Raw genomic sequence first — 16,485 nt, 5'->3', positions numbered from 1 at the left:
ATCACTCTCAAATAAGTGATCTCCCTTTTAAAAATAGTTTTTCATGATGTCGGTAATATAACCTTCACAGTCGTTCCAACCCCAACTTCACTTTTAAAACTCATTTTACCGTTGTGGTCTTTAATAATTTTTTCTGTAACTACTAAACCTAAACCAGTTCCCGTTTCTTTTGTTGTGTAAAAGGCTTCATTTAGCTTCGGAATTTTGTCTTTTGGAATACCGCAACCCTCATCCTTAACTTGAATAATGATTGCATCTTCTACAGTCACTTTAATCGTAATCGTTCCGCCAACTGACATTGCTTCAATCGCATTTTTAATTAAATTAAAAAATACTTGTTTTAATCGTTTTTCATCGCATGTAATTAATGGTATGTCTTTACTATAAATACCTTGTATGTGCACGCCTTGATTTAAAGCAGGCTTCCCCATAACTCGAATAACATAAGCGATAATCTCTTCTATATTATGAACTTCTGATTCTATTGATTTAGATTTCTCAAATCCACTAAGTTCTATAGCGATTATATGAATTCGTTCTACTTCTTGCTTCATAATATCACTATATATTTTATCCTCTGGATATTTAATCGCTTGCTTATTTACAAATTTATCCAAATTAGCTAGTGGTCTTTTAATTTTGTAACCAATAACTGTAGCCATTTTCCCAACAGTTGCTAGCTTTTCTGTTTGTTGTATTTCTTTATCCATCATCTCAAGCGTACGAACGTAAGATTGAAACCTCAAAAACATAATCCAACATATGACAGTAAATACGCTATATAATGCCATCGGGATTAAAACGAGTGAAGAGTGAATAATGATTCCTATGAGAGCGTATTTTCCAACAAGTATGCTTGGGACTAGCCAAAAATATCTTTTGTTCACAAAGAGTGGGGCAAATAAAATAAAAAATCCTTCTACTATATTCCCACCATCAAACTCAGCATCACTATCGTAGTAAATCATAAAATTATGGATAAAATCTAATAGGTTATATCCAATTAGTATAATATACTTCACTGCAAATGGATTCTTCCATTTCATGAAATATACTCCAATACAAAATAAGATCACCATTAGAAAATAAAGCCATAAACCTAAACCATCTTCAAATTGTCCTACTCCTTCTTGCTCTCCTCCTATTAAAGGTACAATAAATTCGTAGGCAAGATCGTATACAAAAAATATAATAAAAAATAAACTTAAAAATATTTTCAGCGCCTTCATTTCTTCATTTTTAAATATATCGTCTTTATTCATATGGTAACTCCTAGCTTTTCTCCCACTTGGATTTCACTATTTCCACGTTGCTTCGGGAGAATGATATCTATTCTGGTTCCAATATCTCTTTCACTTGAAATATGTAATTCACCAAGATGCTGCTCAGTAACAAGCCGATTCGCTACCGTAAGTCCCAAACCAATTTTATCTTGTTTCGTTGTATAAAAGGCCTCTGTAACACGAGCTAAATTTTCTTTCTTAATACCGTAACCATTATCGATTACACTTAGTATTACATAATCTTGTCCTTTATTTTCTAACCGTAACTCTAATATGCCACCTTGCTCCATTGCCTCCAGAGCATTTTTTATGACATATAGAAAGACTCCTCTTATTTTCCGCTCATCACATTCAACTTCTATCGTCTTTTCTTCCACATTAGAAATAAGCTGAACGTTGCATTCATTCATTTTTTCGCGAAGAATTGTTACTGCTTGTAATGCAATTTCACCTATATTATATTTCTTATAAATAGAAGGTTTACATGTAGCAACTTCCATCAATTCACTTATCATATTATTCATATTTTCTATTTCAAAAATCATCTGTTTGTAAATAGGGTCCTCTGCATGCTTCTCTCGTTGTAATTGCGTAAACCCTTTTAATGAAGCAAGTGGATTTTTAATTTCATGTCCCACTGTCGCTGCCATTTTTCCGATCACTGCTAATTTTTGTGATTCACTAGCAATCTTAATACTTTTCTTTACCGCTGAAAGGTATTGTATAAAGCGATTTAAAATGATATATGCCACTATTAATACGAGTGTATACATAATGAGGAACATAAACGCTTTTACTTCCTCTAATACAAATAAGTAAATTACATATTTCGCTACAATAGTTGAAAGTACAAACACAAAATATTTTTTATTTAAAAATATAGGTACAAAGAAGATGAGAATAATTTCTATTATATTTACCCCATCAAATGCCGCCTCATTATAAAGAATATACGAAAGTATATTAGCAATCTCTATTCCTAAGTATGCAAATATACATGCATATTTAACGAAATTCGCTTTCTCTTTCTTTATTAAATATACATTCACACCAAGTATTGCTGTTCCACAAATAACTTGCCATAATATGCTATGTCCCTTATCCGTTAGTGATTTATTTTCTAATACAATTGCATATAAAACTTGGTATGAAACAACTATGACATATAGCACCCACAAAAGGATTTTTGCATTCCTTTCTTCTTCTTTATATGATAAAAAACTTTCTTTCACTTCAACACCCCTTCAAAATAATATCTCGAAGAATACCATTTATTATAATAAATGATTTTCTTAGACAAACAAAGAGAAATCGAACATTTGAGGGAAATCATGCCAATACAGCGAATTATCTTCAGGCTATATAAGCATAAAAGCTATAAACAATAATACTTATATTATGGGCGCAAAAAAATAAAAAAGCATAACAACGCTTTTGGGAAAGAGTGTATGAATAGGAGGATCATTCATGTTTGTTACCGTCGAGAAAGATGTGCATATTTTTGTGCAAGACGTTAATCCCGGACCCGGTAGTAAAACTGTTTTCTTCGTCCATGGCTGGCCTTTAAATCATCAAATGTACCAATATCAACTCAATGTGTTACCACAGCACGGTTTCCGCTGCATCGCTATGGATATACGCGGAAACGGGCAATCTGATAAACCGTGGACTGGTTACACATACGATCGTTTAGCAGACGATATCGCCATTGTTCTGGAAGCACTTCAAGTAGAAAATGCTACATTAGTTGGTTTCTCAGTAGGTGGTGCTCTTTCTATTCGGTACATGTCTCGCTATAATGGTCATCGTATTTCTAAACTTGTATTAGTCGATGCTGTTTCCCCCTCTTTCGTTAAAAATCAAGAATCTCCCTATGGTGTCCCAAAAGAACAAGCAGATACCCTTATTAATCAAATGTATGCCAATCTGCCTAAATTTTTAAATGATGTATCTTTATCATTTTTTAATAGAAACTTAGGATCTGCTACATTAGAATGGTTTTCTTATCTCGGTATGCAGTCTGCTTCCTACGCTCTCATCAAAATATTACAAGCAGCCGCAAATGAAGACGTAACAAAAGATTTAAGTAAAATTAACGTCCAAACAAAAATATTCCACGGTATTCACGATCAACTTATCCCTTATAAAAGCGCTGAACTCACACAAAAGCGGATTAAAAACTCTCAGTTACATCCTCTTACAAATAGTGGTCACGGTTCTCCAATCGATCAAGCGGATGAATTAAATGAAGAACTTATAAAATTTTTACGTTCATAAAAACCTATGCCAAATCGCGTTGATATGAACGCAGTTTTTGAAAAGATTAAAATTTACATATTTCTCACAAATCAATCAATAAAACGATTTCATTTTCATTTATACTAAATGTACAGGTAATACTCCCTAAACCCAGCTTGTCTGGTTACCCCGTTAAATACTATAAAAAAGAACTTGTATCGTTATACAAGTTCTTTTTGTTTTTCTATTTAAAAAGTATATCTTTACTATACTGCTTTCCAGCAAGTAAATCATATTGGAGCATTTTATATTGCTCTAACATTTCTCTTTGTTCTTTTGTTAAATCTGTTATCTCTTCCCCATCTTTATTAACCTTTAACTCATCTCTCAGAACCGGTATTTCTTTATGCATTTCCGATAAAAATTGATAAAATGGTGATTGATTTAATCCTGCATAATCAAAAACAAGACTAGAAAAATAAATTGGACTTACTAAACCTAAATTGTCATTTGGCAAATCGAAATTCGCATACATTAACAATGGTGTTTCTGACATAATTAATCTTTCTCTCACCGTCTCTTCATTTTCTATATATCCTGCTTCTTTATAAATAGATTTGTTAGTTCCTAACATAGGTAAATGATCTCCAAAGAAGACTAATAAAGTAGGCCTGTCTAACTCATCAAGCTGCTCGATTAAATATTGCAACGCTTCATCCGACAGTCTTACCCCTTCTGTATATGCTTCTAATTCCGCTTTCGATTCCTCTTCTGTTAATCCACTAATTTCTATTTTATTTTCACCAAACATATTTGGTGTATATGGAAAATGATTTTGCATCGTCACCGCATGAATAAATGTAGGTTGTTTTCTCTTTTTTAATTCATCTATTATTTCTTTACTCATAGATAAATCACCAATATTATCTCCAACTACTTCTGTATTTTTCATCGTGTCTTCTGCATTAAAATTATCGAATCCTAATGTTTTATATACATCTTCCCGTTTATAAAACGATCGATTAAAGGCATGAATTGCACTTGCATAATACCCTTGCTTTTTCAATTCACTTGCAATAGATGGAACTTCTTTCTGACTTGGAATAGCTTGTTGATACGGTATAGAACCTGGCATTAAAAGGCTCATCGAGTAACTCGTTAATGCTTCAAATTCTGTATTCGCTGTATTCCCTCCAAATGTAGGAGCTATTGTTTGTCCCCCTGGGAAATTCTCTGTATAACGATGTAAATTCGGCACTGGATCTTCGCTAAATGAAAGATTCGTTAATTTTGTCGGATCCCAAAATGCTTCACTCATAATATATATAATGTTCGGCTTCTCTGCCTTTTTTTGCGCTTTTACTTTACCACCATATTGCTTTTCTATATCCTTTGCAATTTGCTGCATATTTTCTTTTGAATATTCCTCTGGCTCTTTTATGACTGTCGTATCTAAATTACTTAAAAATCCTATAACAAAACCATTCCCCTTATAATTTGAAGCTTGATTCCATGCGCGGATGTCTACCCCAGCTTTTGTAAATATATTATTCATAAAAGTAGTAGGGTAGTTACTATATGCATACAACATAAACGCAGAGCCACATATTAAAATTATCCTTATAATAATATGTGATTTTATAACTGGAATGTATTTTCTTATATACATAACTATAAATATAAGTAAAACAATACTAACTATCATCAGAAACATATTCCAAAAACTGAAATAATCCATAACCATCGGTATAACGGAATTCATATGGCCAATCTGTGTAAAATCAGACGGATAGAATGGCTCCCCTCTAAAAATGAGCTTAAAATGGTTCACCATCACAAAAATAATCAAAACTAAGCTAGTTATCGTTGTACTTAAGAAAACTTTTCCAATCAAATTATATGCAAAAACATATAACATATAAATAAATAATAGGCTTAATATATACTGTCCATATTGTAAATACACCCATGTATTTACTACTATAAGATTCATATCCTCCTGTATCAGGATATACATCCAATTCATTGTATGAGCAATTAAAAATAATACGACATAAACTCGAATAGCTGGCCTAAGCTTATGACTGATACCTTTATTTAAATGAATGATGTATAGTAGTACACTCCACAAAACAATAATGAGTATACTTAGCTGGATTTTCCCATTAAAAAATTCTTTAGTTTTCTCGAATTCGAAAGACCTTAACATAACAAAAAACAGCGTTTCTAAACAAATCGCCCACATTCCACTAAGAATGATAGAAATTAGTAGGTTCTTCCTCGGCTCCTGAGGAGAAAAACTAAGATAAAATTCATCTCTTCTTCGTTGTTGTGTTAAAACATTAAAAAGCAATTTATTCCCTCTTTCCTTTACCCCTTCGTCTCGCATCAAAAAACATATTGTCCTATACAAAATAACATATTTGTATGCAGTTAGTCTCCCTATGTGTTTGTATTATACATGTATATCCTTAATTTCCCCTTAAAAAATACAACTTCTTCATCTCTTCTATATTCTAGTAGCATAATAAATAAACTATACTTTACAAAATTGTTATCATAAAAAAAGAACCTATCAACACTGACAGGTTCTCCTTTATTTTAATAGAAATGGGCATATTTATTACACAAGAGAATACATCCATACTTTCCATATAATACATACAAGTACGATAACTACAAAATCAAAAAGATCTAATCTCGGTCCCTTTTTCATATTCATCTCTAGCCACATATGAACACACTTTATTTTTGTATACTTTTGAATGTTGCTCTTTGCAAATCGGTAAACGAGTACTTGCATAATAAAAAATCCGACTACGAAAATAAACAATAAAATGAGAAAATCGACCACAAAATTCCTCCCTATTTTTGCAGCGATTTTTCTACTATCTGATTTCTCAAAACCCACTCTTCAAATTGAGCACTTCCAAATTCCCAGCTAAGATCACGAGCATGTACAGAAAAAACGTAATAACCAGCATATTCGTCCATAAATCTACCTGTTTCGATCTCATCTTTCTGAAGACCATATGCTCCAAAATTAAAATACACATCCCACACGTCTTCATCCTTCCGCTTATAAGCAATCGATTCCATATCACATTCTGTTCCGAAATAATCAAGATGTAAATGTACGCTATCATCATATTCGTACTCCATTTTATCACCCCTTATATTTGTACTTCTTTATCACCCAAAAAATTCCTGCTATCTACACTCACATATGGGCACTTACCTACATATCATGCTTGTAGAGTGACTTCTAGGAGGTGTTATATAGTGAAAAAATTAATAGCTGTTTTTTGTATCATGTTACTAGCTGTTTTCACATTTGCTGCTTGCAGTAGTAAAAAAGAAGGTACGAAAGAACAAACTCAAAACATTCGGGTCGGCGAAGTTACCCATTCTCTCTTCTATGCCCCGTTATATGTTGGGATTAAAAAAGGATTTTTTAAAGATGAAGGATTAAATATTGATCTACAAACAACAGCTGGCGGAGATAAAACGATGACCGCCCTATTATCTGGCGGCATTGATATTGCTCTCGTTGGTTCTGAAACGTCCATTTACGTTCATCAACAAGGCGCAAAAGACCCTGTCATTAACTTCGCACAGCTTACACAAACAGATGGAACATTTTTAGTTTCACGTAAAAAATTAGACTCTTTTAATTGGAATGACGTAAAGGGTGTTACGTTTTTAGGACAACGTAAAGGCGGCATGCCGCAAATGGTTGGAGAATACGTTTTAAAGAAAAATGGCATTGATCCTCACAAAGATACAAACTTAATTCAAAACATCGAGTTTGCTAACATTGCAAATGCCTACGCATCTGGTACGGGAGAATTTGTACAGCTCTTTGAACCGACTGCAAGTATATTCGAAAAAGAAGGTAAAGGTTATATCGTCGCTTCGTTCGGAAATGAATCGGGTACTGTTCCTTATACATCGTTCATGGCAAAAGAAAGTTTCTTAAAAAAGGATAAAGCTGCTGCTGAAAAATTCACACGTGCTCTCTATAAAGCGCAGCAATGGGTTGATACTCATAGTCCAGAAGAGATTGCTGAAGCCGTTTCTCCGTTATTTAAAGACACTTCAAAAGACATTACAGTAAAAGTAATCGAACGGTATAAAAAGCAACATTCTTATGCGACAAATCCGCTATTAGATGCTGAAGAATGGAAACAGCTCCAAACGATTATGAAGGAAGCTGGCGAATTACAAAAAGAAGTTCCACATGAAGCGCTCGTCAATACAAAAATTGCCGAAAGCGTTATTAAGAAATAGAGGCGAAGTGTATGAGTTTTTTACAAATACGTAACGTTTCTCACTGCTTTTTCGCAAAAGAGAATGCCAAACTGATTCTCGAAGATATGAGTTTACAAGTAGAAGAAGGCGAATTCATTTCGATACTCGGTCCAAGTGGTTGCGGCAAAACGACACTCCTCTCCATTATTGCTGGGCTGCTTGATCCAATTGAAGGTATCGTCTTTTTAGATGGTGAGCCCATTACAACAAAAACTTCATCTATGGGGTACATGTTGCAGCAAGACTACTTGTTTCCTTGGAAAACAATTGAAGAAAATATTATGCTTGGACTTCACACCCGAAAAATTTACAATGAACAGACGAAAAAACATACTTTACAGCTTTTAAAACAAGTCGGTCTACATGACATAGAAGAGCAATACCCTCGTGAACTATCCGGCGGTATGCGTCAACGTGCCGCTCTCGTTCGAACGTTAGCGACCGACCCCAAAATTTTATTGCTAGATGAACCATTCTCAGCGCTCGATTATCAAACGAAATTGAAACTAGAAGATCTCGTTTTCAACTTACTACGTAAATATAAGAAAACTTCACTACTCGTGACACATGATATTGAAGAAGCAATTGCGATGAGTGATCGTATTTATTTACTACAAGCAAATCCCGGAAAAATTGCAAAAACATTTATCGTCCCAGAAAGCATCCGCTCTTTATCACCGTTAGAATCACGCCACCACCATGACTTCCCATCCCTCTTCCAAGATATATGGAAGGAGCTGGAACGCCTTGGATAATATAAAGCAACTACATGAACAGTTTCGGAAGAAAGAACGCAGACGCGCATGGTTAGCCAGGTCTTTACAACTTTTACTGCTCATTCTTTTCTTTGCACTATGGGAAATAGCTAGCAAAAAAGAGTGGATTGACCCTTTACTCTTTAGCTCTCCTTCAAGCATTTGGGATCTCTTCCTTAGTAAATGGCTTGACGGTTCGCTTTGGGTCCACATATGGACGACATTACTTGAAACGGGAGTAGGCTTCATTCTTGGAACAGTGCTCGGAGCCATTATCGCTACTTTCCTTTGGTGGATACCACTTCTCGCCCGCGTACTTGATCCATATCTCGTCGTCCTAAACGCCATGCCAAAAGTGGCACTTGGTCCGATTATCATTGTAATCTTCGGCCCAAATATTTCTTCGTCAATTGCAATGGGAGTAATCATTTCCATCATCATTACCATTCTCGTTATTTACAGCGCATTTCAAGAAGTCGATTCTAACTATATAAAAGTGATGGACACATTCGGCGCAAATAAATGGCAATGTTATAAACAAGTAGTTCTCCCTGCATCCTTCCCAGCCATTATCTCAACGTTAAAAGTAAACGTTGGTTTATCATGGGTCGGCGTTATATTCGGCGAACTTCTCGTCTCTAAACAAGGTCTTGGCTACTTAATTAGCTATGGATTCCAAGTATTTAATTTCACGCTCGTCTTACTGAGCGTATTACTCACCTGCGTCCTCGCCACACTTATGTATGTGTTTGTTGAGGCGTTTGAAAAACTTCTAATTGGGAAACGAAAAAAAAGCTGACTTAGGACGATAAACTATAGTCAGCTTCTTTCTTTTACTTTTTATCACACATCTTTGTTTCATTTTTAACGTTTCCATCCGCAACCGTAACTGTATGGAAACAATCTTTCACACGTACTGTAACGACATTATCTTTTCGATCTATCACATGATAATCATTAAACTTTTTATCCAATGCACTACGAATTTGCTCCCCTTCAAAAATCGGAAAACCGTGAGACATTACCCAAATGAGACCAGCAACAGCAAGAATCGTTTTCATACGTTTCATTACCTCCTCGAGAGTAAACTTATAGCCCCTACAACACGCGCATTATAATTGTGTCTAAATTGTGACATTTTTATACTAATTCTATTTTATAGTGATAGTTCCTTCTTCTTTTTAATAAAAAAGACAGAATTTTCAATTTTATCAACATAAAAAACGCAAAGAACTAAAATTCTTTACGTTTTCTTGGCTAAAATATACAACTCGCATTAATGTCCACTTTGTTGCTCTATCGTTTTCGAAACATCATATAATCCCGACAACACTTCCGCTCTCATTTTTACAAGCTCGGGGAACTGATAAAAGAACGCAATTTTTTTATACTTTAACTCCGATCCTTCTTTCACCTTTTTGGAATCTTGCAAAATAAACGCTGTAAACGTATCAGCAATATCTTCTGCTACATTTGTCGTTCCATACTGTGAGACAAACTCATCTTGCTTTTCTTTAAAAAACTCAATTTGAGTTTCTTCACTTTCTTCTACTTTCTTTTCTGTCCACTCCTGCTCAATAGGCTTCCAGAAAGAGTTATAAAATTGATTAATATAAGATTTTTCCTTCGCACATCCCTCTTGTAAGAAAAGATTTCCACATTTATTTTGGTACGTTAAAATATCTTTATCTTCTTCAAAAGCCTTTACATAGTTTTCATCTACGGGTATTTGCTTATGCCCGAGCGTCAATACGTGAGCTGTCTCATGAATTAATGTTTTCATCACTTCATCGATATTTACCGCAGAATCAAGTGTATCTAGGCTAAGAGTCCAGTCTTTCGGATTCTCCATACTCGGCATAACATGGGCAACAACACCGTCATAACCATCCGTTATTAAATCAAATTCTGTTATATTCCCGCGATATTTAGCTGGAATGAGTGTACGATACATATCCCATAAGTCTTCATGATACCCTCTATCTTGACGTTGTTGTAGCACCTCTTCTTTCGCTTCTTTATCTTCAGCGAATACTTTATTTAAACGTTTCCGTTCTATTTTTTCAAAATAAGGATCTACAATTTCATCACCATCGATATAATAAGAAGCTAAAAAGAAATAACTTTCATCATCCTCATCATCTTTTTTCTGCTCTACCTCTTTCGTATCCGCACTTTCATGCTCTTCTATTTCATAATCTTCTACTGCTTCAAGCTCAGATAATCCATTTATTTTTTCATATACTTTTTGAAGTTTCTTATCTCCTATTTCCATACATTCTTCTTCTGTTTTACACACTTCTTTTTCTTTCACACTCTTCATAGAACTTTCGCATCCTGCTAGTAAGCCGATTGCAACGATAACCCCTACTAACTTGCCATACAGTCTCTTCATACAGTCCTCCATCAATACATTCTACAAAAATATAATAATCATTTTTTAACGAATATGCGATAATTAATTATATAAACTGTAAGGAGGTTTCCCATGATTCGAGCAGTCTTATTCGACTTAGATGGAACACTATTAGACCGTCGTCAATCTTTAGAACAATTTATTCATGATCAATATAATCGCTTTACCTCTCACTTAATGAACATAGAAAAATTCGAGTATTGTTCTCGATTTCTCGAACTAGATAATAATGGCTATACGTGGAAAGATAAAGTCTATGCTACTCTTCTTTCCGAATACAACATTACCACTTTAACACCAGAGCAACTACTGCACGACTACATTACTAACTTCCAACATCATTGTATCCCTTTCCAAAACATGCATGAATTACTTCAACGTTTAACACAACAAAATATTAAAATTGGCATTATTACAAACGGCTTTACTGACTTTCAAATGAACAATCTTTGCGCATTAAACATACATACGTATACAAATACAATTCTCGTTTCCGAAGCGGAAGGAATTAAAAAACCGCATCCTGAAATTTTCGAACGAGCTTTAAAAAAGCTAGATGTTAAGGCCGCAGAATGTCTTTACGTTGGAGATCATCCAGAAAACGATGTGCTTGGTTCTGAACAAGCAGGGATCCTTGGTGTGTGGAAGAGAGATTCATTTTGGGATGACTTTGAGCATCCACGTGTAGTGAACGATTTGTTAGAGGTGCTTTCGTTTTTAGAGGTAAAGATGAAAACAATATGATAGTACATGGGATTTTATTAGCGATATGGCAAGAAATATTAACTTATCAACAAAAAATCATAAAGGAAGGGGAGGCCGTTATTCAAAAACGCCTCCCCTTTCTTTATGATTCATATACTGTAAACTGCGGTTTACTCGGATGATCTTTAACTTGCGCATCATCTGGAAACTTTGAAACTTTTTGATATAAAGCAATGTCACCGATACAACCTGCTGTTAGTAAAATCCCTAAAAATGAGATGGATTGCATATTCATAGCTAATCCAATTACAATTGGCAAAATTCCAGTTGGTAAAAACGGCAGCATTAACACTTTCTTCATTTGCTTTACTGTAATCGCCTGTTTAGAATGAGCATATGCAACACCTAATTTCCAATTGACGCCCCATGTTAGTTCACTCCACGGAACACCTCCGATATAACGAAATCCAATTAAATGTATTGCCTCATGAATACAAACGAAAACAATCATTCCAATAATCAAAAGAAACATAACGGGCAATGTAAATTCAAATTGAACCCCGCCTGAAAGAAATATATGCAAATAACCAATTCCAAACGCCAAAGCGAATATTATAAGAAATGCATAGACATTTAATTTAACCATCGAAACAGTAACAGTCGTTTCTTTTCTGTTATCCATCTTCCCCCTCCTAAAATGTAAATATATCTTTACAAAATTGTATAATATACCCAAAACGATGTAAAGATATACTTACATTTATCCTTACACATAAAAAAAGAAACCGGCCACTTTACTTCGTAAAACAGCCGATTTCTTCTATATGTTTCATCGTACGCGCCAATACATCGTCGCGCATTATAAAGCTAAATTTTCTATCCGTTTTAATGTTGTCAGGAATGTCTGTTAATAAAACAGATCCTTTCGTTTCTTCGTAATGCGTATGTGCTTCTACCGCACTAATCGTTGCAAAATAAATGTTTTTAATGATTATTTTGTCTTTTCCAGATACTTTATATTGTCCTAAGTAAGTTAAATCAGAAACTATGCCGCCAGTTTCTTCATGAACTTCTCGAACTGCCGCTTCTTCCGGTGTTTCCCCTAGTTCTACTTTACCACCTGGAAATTCAAGACCGCGACGTAAATGATGTGTTAATAACCATTGATCCCCGTACCGGCATACAACCCAAACATGCTTTGGCTCAGGAGAAAATGGATAACGTTCAAACGATAATTGTACAGTGTTGTGGTAATAATCTTTAAATTTGTACATGCCATTACTCCCCTATTGATGGTTACAAGTTTTTCCTACCACAAATTGTAGCATATTCTCGCTTTTCTGCATAATATTATCCAATTATAATCCATTGATTATTCCCATTTGCGCGACTAATTCTTTCGTCTCATGATTTCCTAAATCGTAAATCATTTTATATGCTTTTTGTAGTTGTTCATCATATCGGTCATTATTAGAATCGTGATGATACTCAACAAATGGAACGTGGGAGCGTACAAATGAACCTAAATCCTCTACATACGCTTGATCGAAATACTCTCTTAACTCCGTAATTTCCTCATCACTTGCGGAAATCTCAAAATTATACGTATCCGCCGTCTTCACTTGTGAAATTTGACCGTTTCCTATTGATATATAATATGTTTTTTTCTGTTCCATGTAACGCCCTTCTTTCATCCTTTTTATTTCTATTGTTTTCATCAATTACAAAATTATGTAAAATAAAGAAAAGGAGGGATTCCATGTTTAAAATATTAATTATCGGTATTATCATCGTCCTAGTCATCCTCGTACTCTCCGTCATGACGATTAATAAGGGATATGCTTATAAACATTCAATTGATAAACCAGAAGATAACCCACATACACAAAACAGCAAGAAGAATTCATAATACGCTGCATATACTACTTATTTTAGCCCACATCATATCCAGTATTCGTTTACTGGCAGGTCAGCATAACTTTCTACCACTTTCACCATTTCTATTAGGAGCTTTCATATTCCTCATTACCCTTGAACAAATAAAGAAAAAAGATTCAAGAATTGGATTTATTTGGATTTTCCTCATCATTAGCTATATAAAATAACAGGGGGGATATATATGCTAAAAGGATTACAGATTACTTTTGCACTCATTGCATTATGTATAGTAATCTACGGATATTTTACTGGTAATAGAGAAATGACGCCTTATATGTTCATTTTCTTAGGATTAATGGCTTTCACTATAGGACTAGGAGAAATAAAACAAGACAGAAAATCTAGTGGTATATTTGCTTTCATAGCTGGAGCTGGTGCTTTATTTCTTAGCTTCTCAGAACTATTCCGGTAAATAATCTATTTAAGGGGGAATTACATGCTAACTGGATTACGGATTGTTTTAGGACTTCTCACAATCTCTCTTTGCACTTATTCCCTTATTACTGATAACTTCATATTTACCTCATACATACAATTTGCTCTCAGCTGTTCCTTTATTCTTCTAGGGATTAACGAACTGAAATCTGGACGAAAATCCATGAGCATTCCGTTTTTTTCGTTTCTAGTCTTATATTCTTCTTTCTCATATCGAACTACTTTCGCTACATGTAGAATGAAATTCCAATCAATTTAGCATTTATAATTATTTTCTTTCTACTAGGAGGTTCAAATGCATATAAGAAAATTACAGCTAACCATCGTTTTTATTACTTTAATCTTATGTTTATACAGTACATTTACAATGAACTTTCAAATCTTTTCACCTATCATTTTATTTCTCTTTAGCTTATATGGCATTTTAGTAGGAATTGAGACGATTCAAAAACAACAAAGCAAATTGGAGTCATTAGCATCCGTTTAAGCATGTTTACAATTATTTTTGTTATTCCATTTATATTGTTCTACTAAAGGAGGATTATATGTTTAAAAACATTCGAATTATACTAGCAACGATTGCCCTCATCCTCGCTATATTTAGCCTCTTTGCAAATATCTCTATACTTTTGTCATTCGTATTTATCCTTTTAAGTATTATGTTTATCCTTTTTGGAATTGATGAAATGAAGAAACGGGAAAAAGCAAAAGCACTTGTTTATTTTCTCGGTTCTGCCTTTGTTTTATATGTTGGAGTATCTAGTTTATTTTCATAAAAAAGAAGAATATGGTCGCCCTTAATACAATAAAAAAACTGCCCTTTCACAGGCAGTTTTTCTTTATCCAAATACTTTCTCAAGTTCATCTTTATCTTGGCTTAACCAGAAGTTCATTAAGCGTTTTGCTCCCTCTAAATCGTGAAGCTTCGCTTGACCACATTGTGTTTCATTTGCAGCTGGAATTTCTGCAATTTGAACCGCATCTTTTAATGTTAATTCTAATAAATCAATGATTTCTCGAACTGTCGGTGTTCCGCTTACTACAAGGTAATATCCTGTTTGGCAGCCCATTGGTGAAATATCGATAATATCAAAATGCGGATAACGATCAATATATTTACGTAAATTAAATGCTAATAAATGTTCTAACGTATGAATAACATCTGGTTTCATTGCTTGTTTATTCGGTTGGCAAAAACGAATATCAAATTTATTTACAATACCGTCACTACCTACATTGTGAACTCCGCAATGTCTTACATAAGGTGCCTTTACAATCGTATGATCTAATTCAAAGCTTTCTACTGATGGCATACAACATCTCTCCCGCTTTTAATTTAATTCCGTTATATCCAATATGATATAACGGAAATACACATTAGTAAAGTATTATGTACAGTCGTGCTATAATACTTTAAGAATATGCTGAAAAGGAGACCGTTATGAAACAGATTTTTATTGGGATTATACACTTTTATCAAAAATTCATTTCTCCAATGACACCGCCAACTTGCCGCTTTTATCCTACTTGTTCTCATTACGGATTAGAGGCGTTTCAAAAACATGGTGCCCTCAAAGGCTTTTGGCTTACTTGTAAGCGTATATTAAAATGTCACCCTTTCCACCCGGGAGGATTTGATCCTGTCCCAGATAAAAAGGATGACAAAGTAAATTCTTAATTGTCGTAACCATTCACAACTAAATCTAATTTTCCTGTATCAGGATCAATAACAAGACCGTGAACAGGTACTTCTTCCGGAAGTAATGGATGGTTACGAAGTATTGATACGCTATGTTCTACACTTTCTTCTACACTAGAGAACCCTTGTAGGAATCTTTCTAAATCGATTCCAGAATAACGAAGTGTATCTAATTTCTCATCTGTTACACCGCGCTCTTTCATCTTCTCAATCGTACTGCTTGCTTGAATTTTTGCCATACCGCAATCGTGGTGACCAACTACACATACTTCATCAGCGCCAAGTTCGTATACAGCGACTAAAATACTACGCATAATACTGCCAAACGGATGTGAAATAACAGCTCCTGCTACTTTAATAATTTTCACATCACCGTTACGCATATTCATCGCTTTTGGTAACAATTCAACAAGACGTGTATCCATACAAGAGATAATTACCATTTTTTTATTCGGGAATTTTCCCGTTTCATATTCTTCGTATTTTTTTTCTTCAACGAATTTTTCATTGTATTGTAAAATCTCTTCTAATGACTTCATAGTAAAGAACCCTCTTTTCTCTCATTTACATTACTTATATAGTGTACCAAAATTTAAAAAACTCAAAAAGTATATTTATTTATAGTAAAAATAGGATATTTTCAGATAACCGACATAATTCTTTCAAAATATACACACACCTTTGTAACAAGTCCCCCCTATTTAA

The 16,485-nt window shown here is 34.2% G+C and carries 22 protein-coding genes and 1 pseudogene; 11 read left to right on the top strand and 12 right to left on the bottom strand.

Features of this window, described 5'->3' with window-relative positions; genetic code table 11:
- Positions 1–41: 41 nt before the first annotated feature.
- On the bottom strand, positions 42–1,262 hold the full coding sequence (locus DN390_RS22410) for an ATP-binding protein (protein WP_147808475.1): 1,221 nt from the start codon (positions 1,260–1,262) through the stop codon (positions 42–44).
- The gene (locus DN390_RS22405; RefSeq protein WP_147808474.1) at positions 1,259–2,515 is read right to left on the bottom strand and encodes an ATP-binding protein; all 1,257 of its coding nucleotides are present in this window, start codon (positions 2,513–2,515) and stop codon (positions 1,259–1,261) included. Before DN390_RS22405 ends, DN390_RS22410 begins: the two co-directional genes overlap by 4 nt.
- Before the next feature lie 235 nt (positions 2,516–2,750).
- On the opposite strand from DN390_RS22405, the gene DN390_RS22400 reads away from it, so the two are divergent.
- Positions 2,751–3,560, top strand: a complete 810-nt coding sequence (locus DN390_RS22400) for an alpha/beta fold hydrolase (protein WP_147808473.1) — start codon at positions 2,751–2,753, stop codon at positions 3,558–3,560.
- 205 nt (positions 3,561–3,765) lie between these two features.
- Here DN390_RS22400 and DN390_RS22395 read toward each other — a convergent pair whose 3' ends face one another.
- From DN390_RS22395 to DN390_RS22385, 3 genes are all read right to left on the bottom strand, one after another.
- Positions 3,766–5,910 (bottom strand): LTA synthase family protein, encoded by a 2,145-nt coding sequence (locus tag DN390_RS22395; protein WP_147808504.1) that lies wholly within the window; start codon positions 5,908–5,910, stop codon positions 3,766–3,768.
- Positions 5,911–6,144: 234 nt separating this feature from the next.
- Positions 6,145–6,375, bottom strand: coding sequence for a hypothetical protein (locus tag DN390_RS22390; RefSeq protein ID WP_060632643.1), 231 nt, complete (start codon positions 6,373–6,375; stop codon positions 6,145–6,147).
- Positions 6,376–6,386: 11 nt separating this feature from the next.
- Positions 6,387–6,683, bottom strand: a complete 297-nt coding sequence (locus DN390_RS22385) for a DUF3986 family protein (RefSeq protein WP_060632644.1) — start codon at positions 6,681–6,683, stop codon at positions 6,387–6,389.
- A 120-nt stretch (positions 6,684–6,803) separates the two neighbouring features.
- Here DN390_RS22385 and DN390_RS22380 point away from each other — a divergent pair, with 120 nt between their 5' ends.
- Genes DN390_RS22380 through DN390_RS22370 form a run of 3 tightly spaced genes read left to right on the top strand, consistent with a single transcriptional unit; the run spans position 6,804 to position 9,386 of the window.
- A complete protein-coding gene (locus tag DN390_RS22380) occupies positions 6,804–7,811 on the top strand; it encodes an ABC transporter substrate-binding protein (RefSeq protein ID WP_060632645.1) in 1,008 nt (335 codons plus the stop codon).
- An 11-nt stretch (positions 7,812–7,822) separates the two neighbouring features.
- Positions 7,823–8,587 carry an ABC transporter ATP-binding protein gene (locus DN390_RS22375; protein WP_147808472.1) on the top strand — a complete coding sequence of 255 codons (765 nt, stop codon included), beginning with the start codon at positions 7,823–7,825 and terminating at the stop codon, positions 8,585–8,587.
- A complete protein-coding gene (locus DN390_RS22370) occupies positions 8,580–9,386 on the top strand; it encodes an ABC transporter permease (RefSeq protein WP_016135516.1) in 807 nt (268 codons plus the stop codon). The genes DN390_RS22375 and DN390_RS22370 overlap by 8 nt, the downstream gene beginning before the upstream one ends.
- Before the next feature lie 34 nt (positions 9,387–9,420).
- Here DN390_RS22370 and DN390_RS22365 read toward each other — a convergent pair whose 3' ends face one another.
- Entirely contained in the window at positions 9,421–9,648 is a 228-nt protein-coding gene (locus DN390_RS22365; RefSeq protein ID WP_000849109.1) for a hypothetical protein, read from the bottom strand.
- A 215-nt stretch (positions 9,649–9,863) separates the two neighbouring features.
- Complete coding sequence (locus DN390_RS22360) at positions 9,864–10,982, bottom strand: recombinase family protein (RefSeq protein ID WP_147808471.1); 1,119 nt, start codon at positions 10,980–10,982, stop codon at positions 9,864–9,866.
- Positions 10,983–11,075: 93 nt separating this feature from the next.
- Between DN390_RS22360 and DN390_RS22355 the strand changes: the two genes are divergently transcribed.
- A complete protein-coding gene (locus DN390_RS22355) occupies positions 11,076–11,747 on the top strand; it encodes an HAD family hydrolase (RefSeq protein ID WP_147808470.1) in 672 nt (223 codons plus the stop codon).
- Positions 11,748–11,850: 103 nt separating this feature from the next.
- On the opposite strand, the gene DN390_RS22350 is transcribed toward DN390_RS22355, so the two are convergent.
- The 3 genes from DN390_RS22350 to DN390_RS22340 all read right to left on the bottom strand — a co-directional run bounded on the left by DN390_RS22350 (position 11,851) and on the right by DN390_RS22340 (position 13,384).
- Positions 11,851–12,390 carry a DUF3267 domain-containing protein gene (locus DN390_RS22350; RefSeq protein ID WP_147808469.1) on the bottom strand — a complete coding sequence of 180 codons (540 nt, stop codon included), beginning with the start codon at positions 12,388–12,390 and terminating at the stop codon, positions 11,851–11,853.
- A 112-nt stretch (positions 12,391–12,502) separates the two neighbouring features.
- Positions 12,503–12,982, bottom strand: coding sequence for an antimutator 8-oxo-(dGTP/GTP)ase (mutTA, locus tag DN390_RS22345; protein WP_000276383.1), 480 nt, complete (start codon positions 12,980–12,982; stop codon positions 12,503–12,505).
- 84 nt (positions 12,983–13,066) lie between these two features.
- Positions 13,067–13,384 carry a hypothetical protein gene (locus DN390_RS22340; protein WP_000435821.1) on the bottom strand — a complete coding sequence of 106 codons (318 nt, stop codon included), beginning with the start codon at positions 13,382–13,384 and terminating at the stop codon, positions 13,067–13,069.
- Between the two features lie 83 nt (positions 13,385–13,467).
- Between DN390_RS22340 and ytzI the strand changes: the two genes are divergently transcribed.
- The 5 genes and pseudogenes from ytzI (at position 13,468) to DN390_RS22315 (ending at position 14,857) form a co-directional block, all read left to right on the top strand.
- Positions 13,468–13,617, top strand: coding sequence for a YtzI protein (ytzI, locus tag DN390_RS22335; protein ID WP_141439171.1), 150 nt, complete (start codon positions 13,468–13,470; stop codon positions 13,615–13,617).
- A complete protein-coding gene (locus DN390_RS22330; RefSeq protein ID WP_147808503.1) occupies positions 13,610–13,813 on the top strand; it encodes a hypothetical protein in 204 nt (67 codons plus the stop codon). The genes ytzI and DN390_RS22330 overlap by 8 nt, the downstream gene beginning before the upstream one ends.
- Positions 13,814–13,827: 14 nt before the next feature.
- Positions 13,828–14,058, top strand: coding sequence for a YczI family protein (locus DN390_RS22325; protein WP_060632651.1), 231 nt, complete (start codon positions 13,828–13,830; stop codon positions 14,056–14,058).
- Positions 14,059–14,376: 318 nt separating this feature from the next.
- Positions 14,377–14,615 (top strand): annotated as a pseudogene (locus tag DN390_RS22320) (hypothetical protein).
- Between the two features lie 11 nt (positions 14,616–14,626).
- Positions 14,627–14,857: a YczI family protein gene (locus DN390_RS22315; RefSeq protein WP_147808468.1), complete on the top strand. Its 231-nt coding sequence runs from the start codon at positions 14,627–14,629 to the stop codon at positions 14,855–14,857.
- Positions 14,858–14,920: 63 nt separating this feature from the next.
- Here DN390_RS22315 and luxS read toward each other — a convergent pair whose 3' ends face one another.
- A complete protein-coding gene (gene luxS, locus DN390_RS22310) occupies positions 14,921–15,394 on the bottom strand; it encodes an S-ribosylhomocysteine lyase LuxS (protein WP_147808467.1) in 474 nt (157 codons plus the stop codon).
- A gap of 128 nt (positions 15,395–15,522) precedes the next feature.
- Here luxS and yidD point away from each other — a divergent pair, with 128 nt between their 5' ends.
- On the top strand, positions 15,523–15,759 hold the full coding sequence (yidD, locus tag DN390_RS22305; RefSeq protein WP_000809327.1) for a membrane protein insertion efficiency factor YidD: 237 nt from the start codon (positions 15,523–15,525) through the stop codon (positions 15,757–15,759).
- Here yidD and DN390_RS22300 read toward each other — a convergent pair.
- The gene (locus tag DN390_RS22300) at positions 15,756–16,319 is read right to left on the bottom strand and encodes a beta-class carbonic anhydrase (protein ID WP_000838170.1); all 564 of its coding nucleotides are present in this window, start codon (positions 16,317–16,319) and stop codon (positions 15,756–15,758) included. The two genes, yidD and DN390_RS22300, sit on opposite strands and share 4 nt — an antisense overlap.
- Positions 16,320–16,485 lie beyond the last annotated feature (166 nt).

Source organism: Bacillus sp. SH7-1 (assembly GCF_008042405.1).
Lineage (GTDB): Bacteria > Bacillota > Bacilli > Bacillales > Bacillaceae_G > Bacillus_A > Bacillus_A thuringiensis_N.
Note: the sequence above shows the minus strand (reverse complement) of the source record. Positions and strands in the feature narration are given on the sequence as shown.

Coding starts and splice junctions, on each gene's coding strand:
- DN390_RS22410 (WP_147808475.1), bottom strand. CDS start 1,262: ATGAATAAAGACGATATATTTAAAAATGAAGAAATGAAGGCGCTGAAA.
- DN390_RS22360 (WP_147808471.1), bottom strand. CDS start 10,982: ATGAAGAGACTGTATGGCAAGTTAGTAGGGGTTATCGTTGCAATCGGC.
- ytzI (WP_141439171.1), top strand. CDS start 13,468: ATGTTTAAAATATTAATTATCGGTATTATCATCGTCCTAGTCATCCTC.
- DN390_RS22325 (WP_060632651.1), top strand. CDS start 13,828: ATGCTAAAAGGATTACAGATTACTTTTGCACTCATTGCATTATGTATA.
- DN390_RS22400 (WP_147808473.1), top strand. CDS start 2,751: ATGTTTGTTACCGTCGAGAAAGATGTGCATATTTTTGTGCAAGACGTT.
- mutTA (WP_000276383.1), bottom strand. CDS start 12,982: ATGTACAAATTTAAAGATTATTACCACAACACTGTACAATTATCGTTT.
- DN390_RS22375 (WP_147808472.1), top strand. CDS start 7,823: ATGAGTTTTTTACAAATACGTAACGTTTCTCACTGCTTTTTCGCAAAA.
- DN390_RS22395 (WP_147808504.1), bottom strand. CDS start 5,910: ATGCGAGACGAAGGGGTAAAGGAAAGAGGGAATAAATTGCTTTTTAAT.
- DN390_RS22340 (WP_000435821.1), bottom strand. CDS start 13,384: ATGGAACAGAAAAAAACATATTATATATCAATAGGAAACGGTCAAATT.
- DN390_RS22365 (WP_000849109.1), bottom strand. CDS start 9,648: ATGAAAACGATTCTTGCTGTTGCTGGTCTCATTTGGGTAATGTCTCAC.
- DN390_RS22350 (WP_147808469.1), bottom strand. CDS start 12,390: ATGGATAACAGAAAAGAAACGACTGTTACTGTTTCGATGGTTAAATTA.
- luxS (WP_147808467.1), bottom strand. CDS start 15,394: ATGCCATCAGTAGAAAGCTTTGAATTAGATCATACGATTGTAAAGGCA.
- DN390_RS22355 (WP_147808470.1), top strand. CDS start 11,076: ATGATTCGAGCAGTCTTATTCGACTTAGATGGAACACTATTAGACCGT.
- DN390_RS22300 (WP_000838170.1), bottom strand. CDS start 16,319: ATGAAGTCATTAGAAGAGATTTTACAATACAATGAAAAATTCGTTGAA.
- DN390_RS22315 (WP_147808468.1), top strand. CDS start 14,627: ATGTTTAAAAACATTCGAATTATACTAGCAACGATTGCCCTCATCCTC.
- DN390_RS22385 (WP_060632644.1), bottom strand. CDS start 6,683: ATGGAGTACGAATATGATGATAGCGTACATTTACATCTTGATTATTTC.
- yidD (WP_000809327.1), top strand. CDS start 15,523: ATGAAACAGATTTTTATTGGGATTATACACTTTTATCAAAAATTCATT.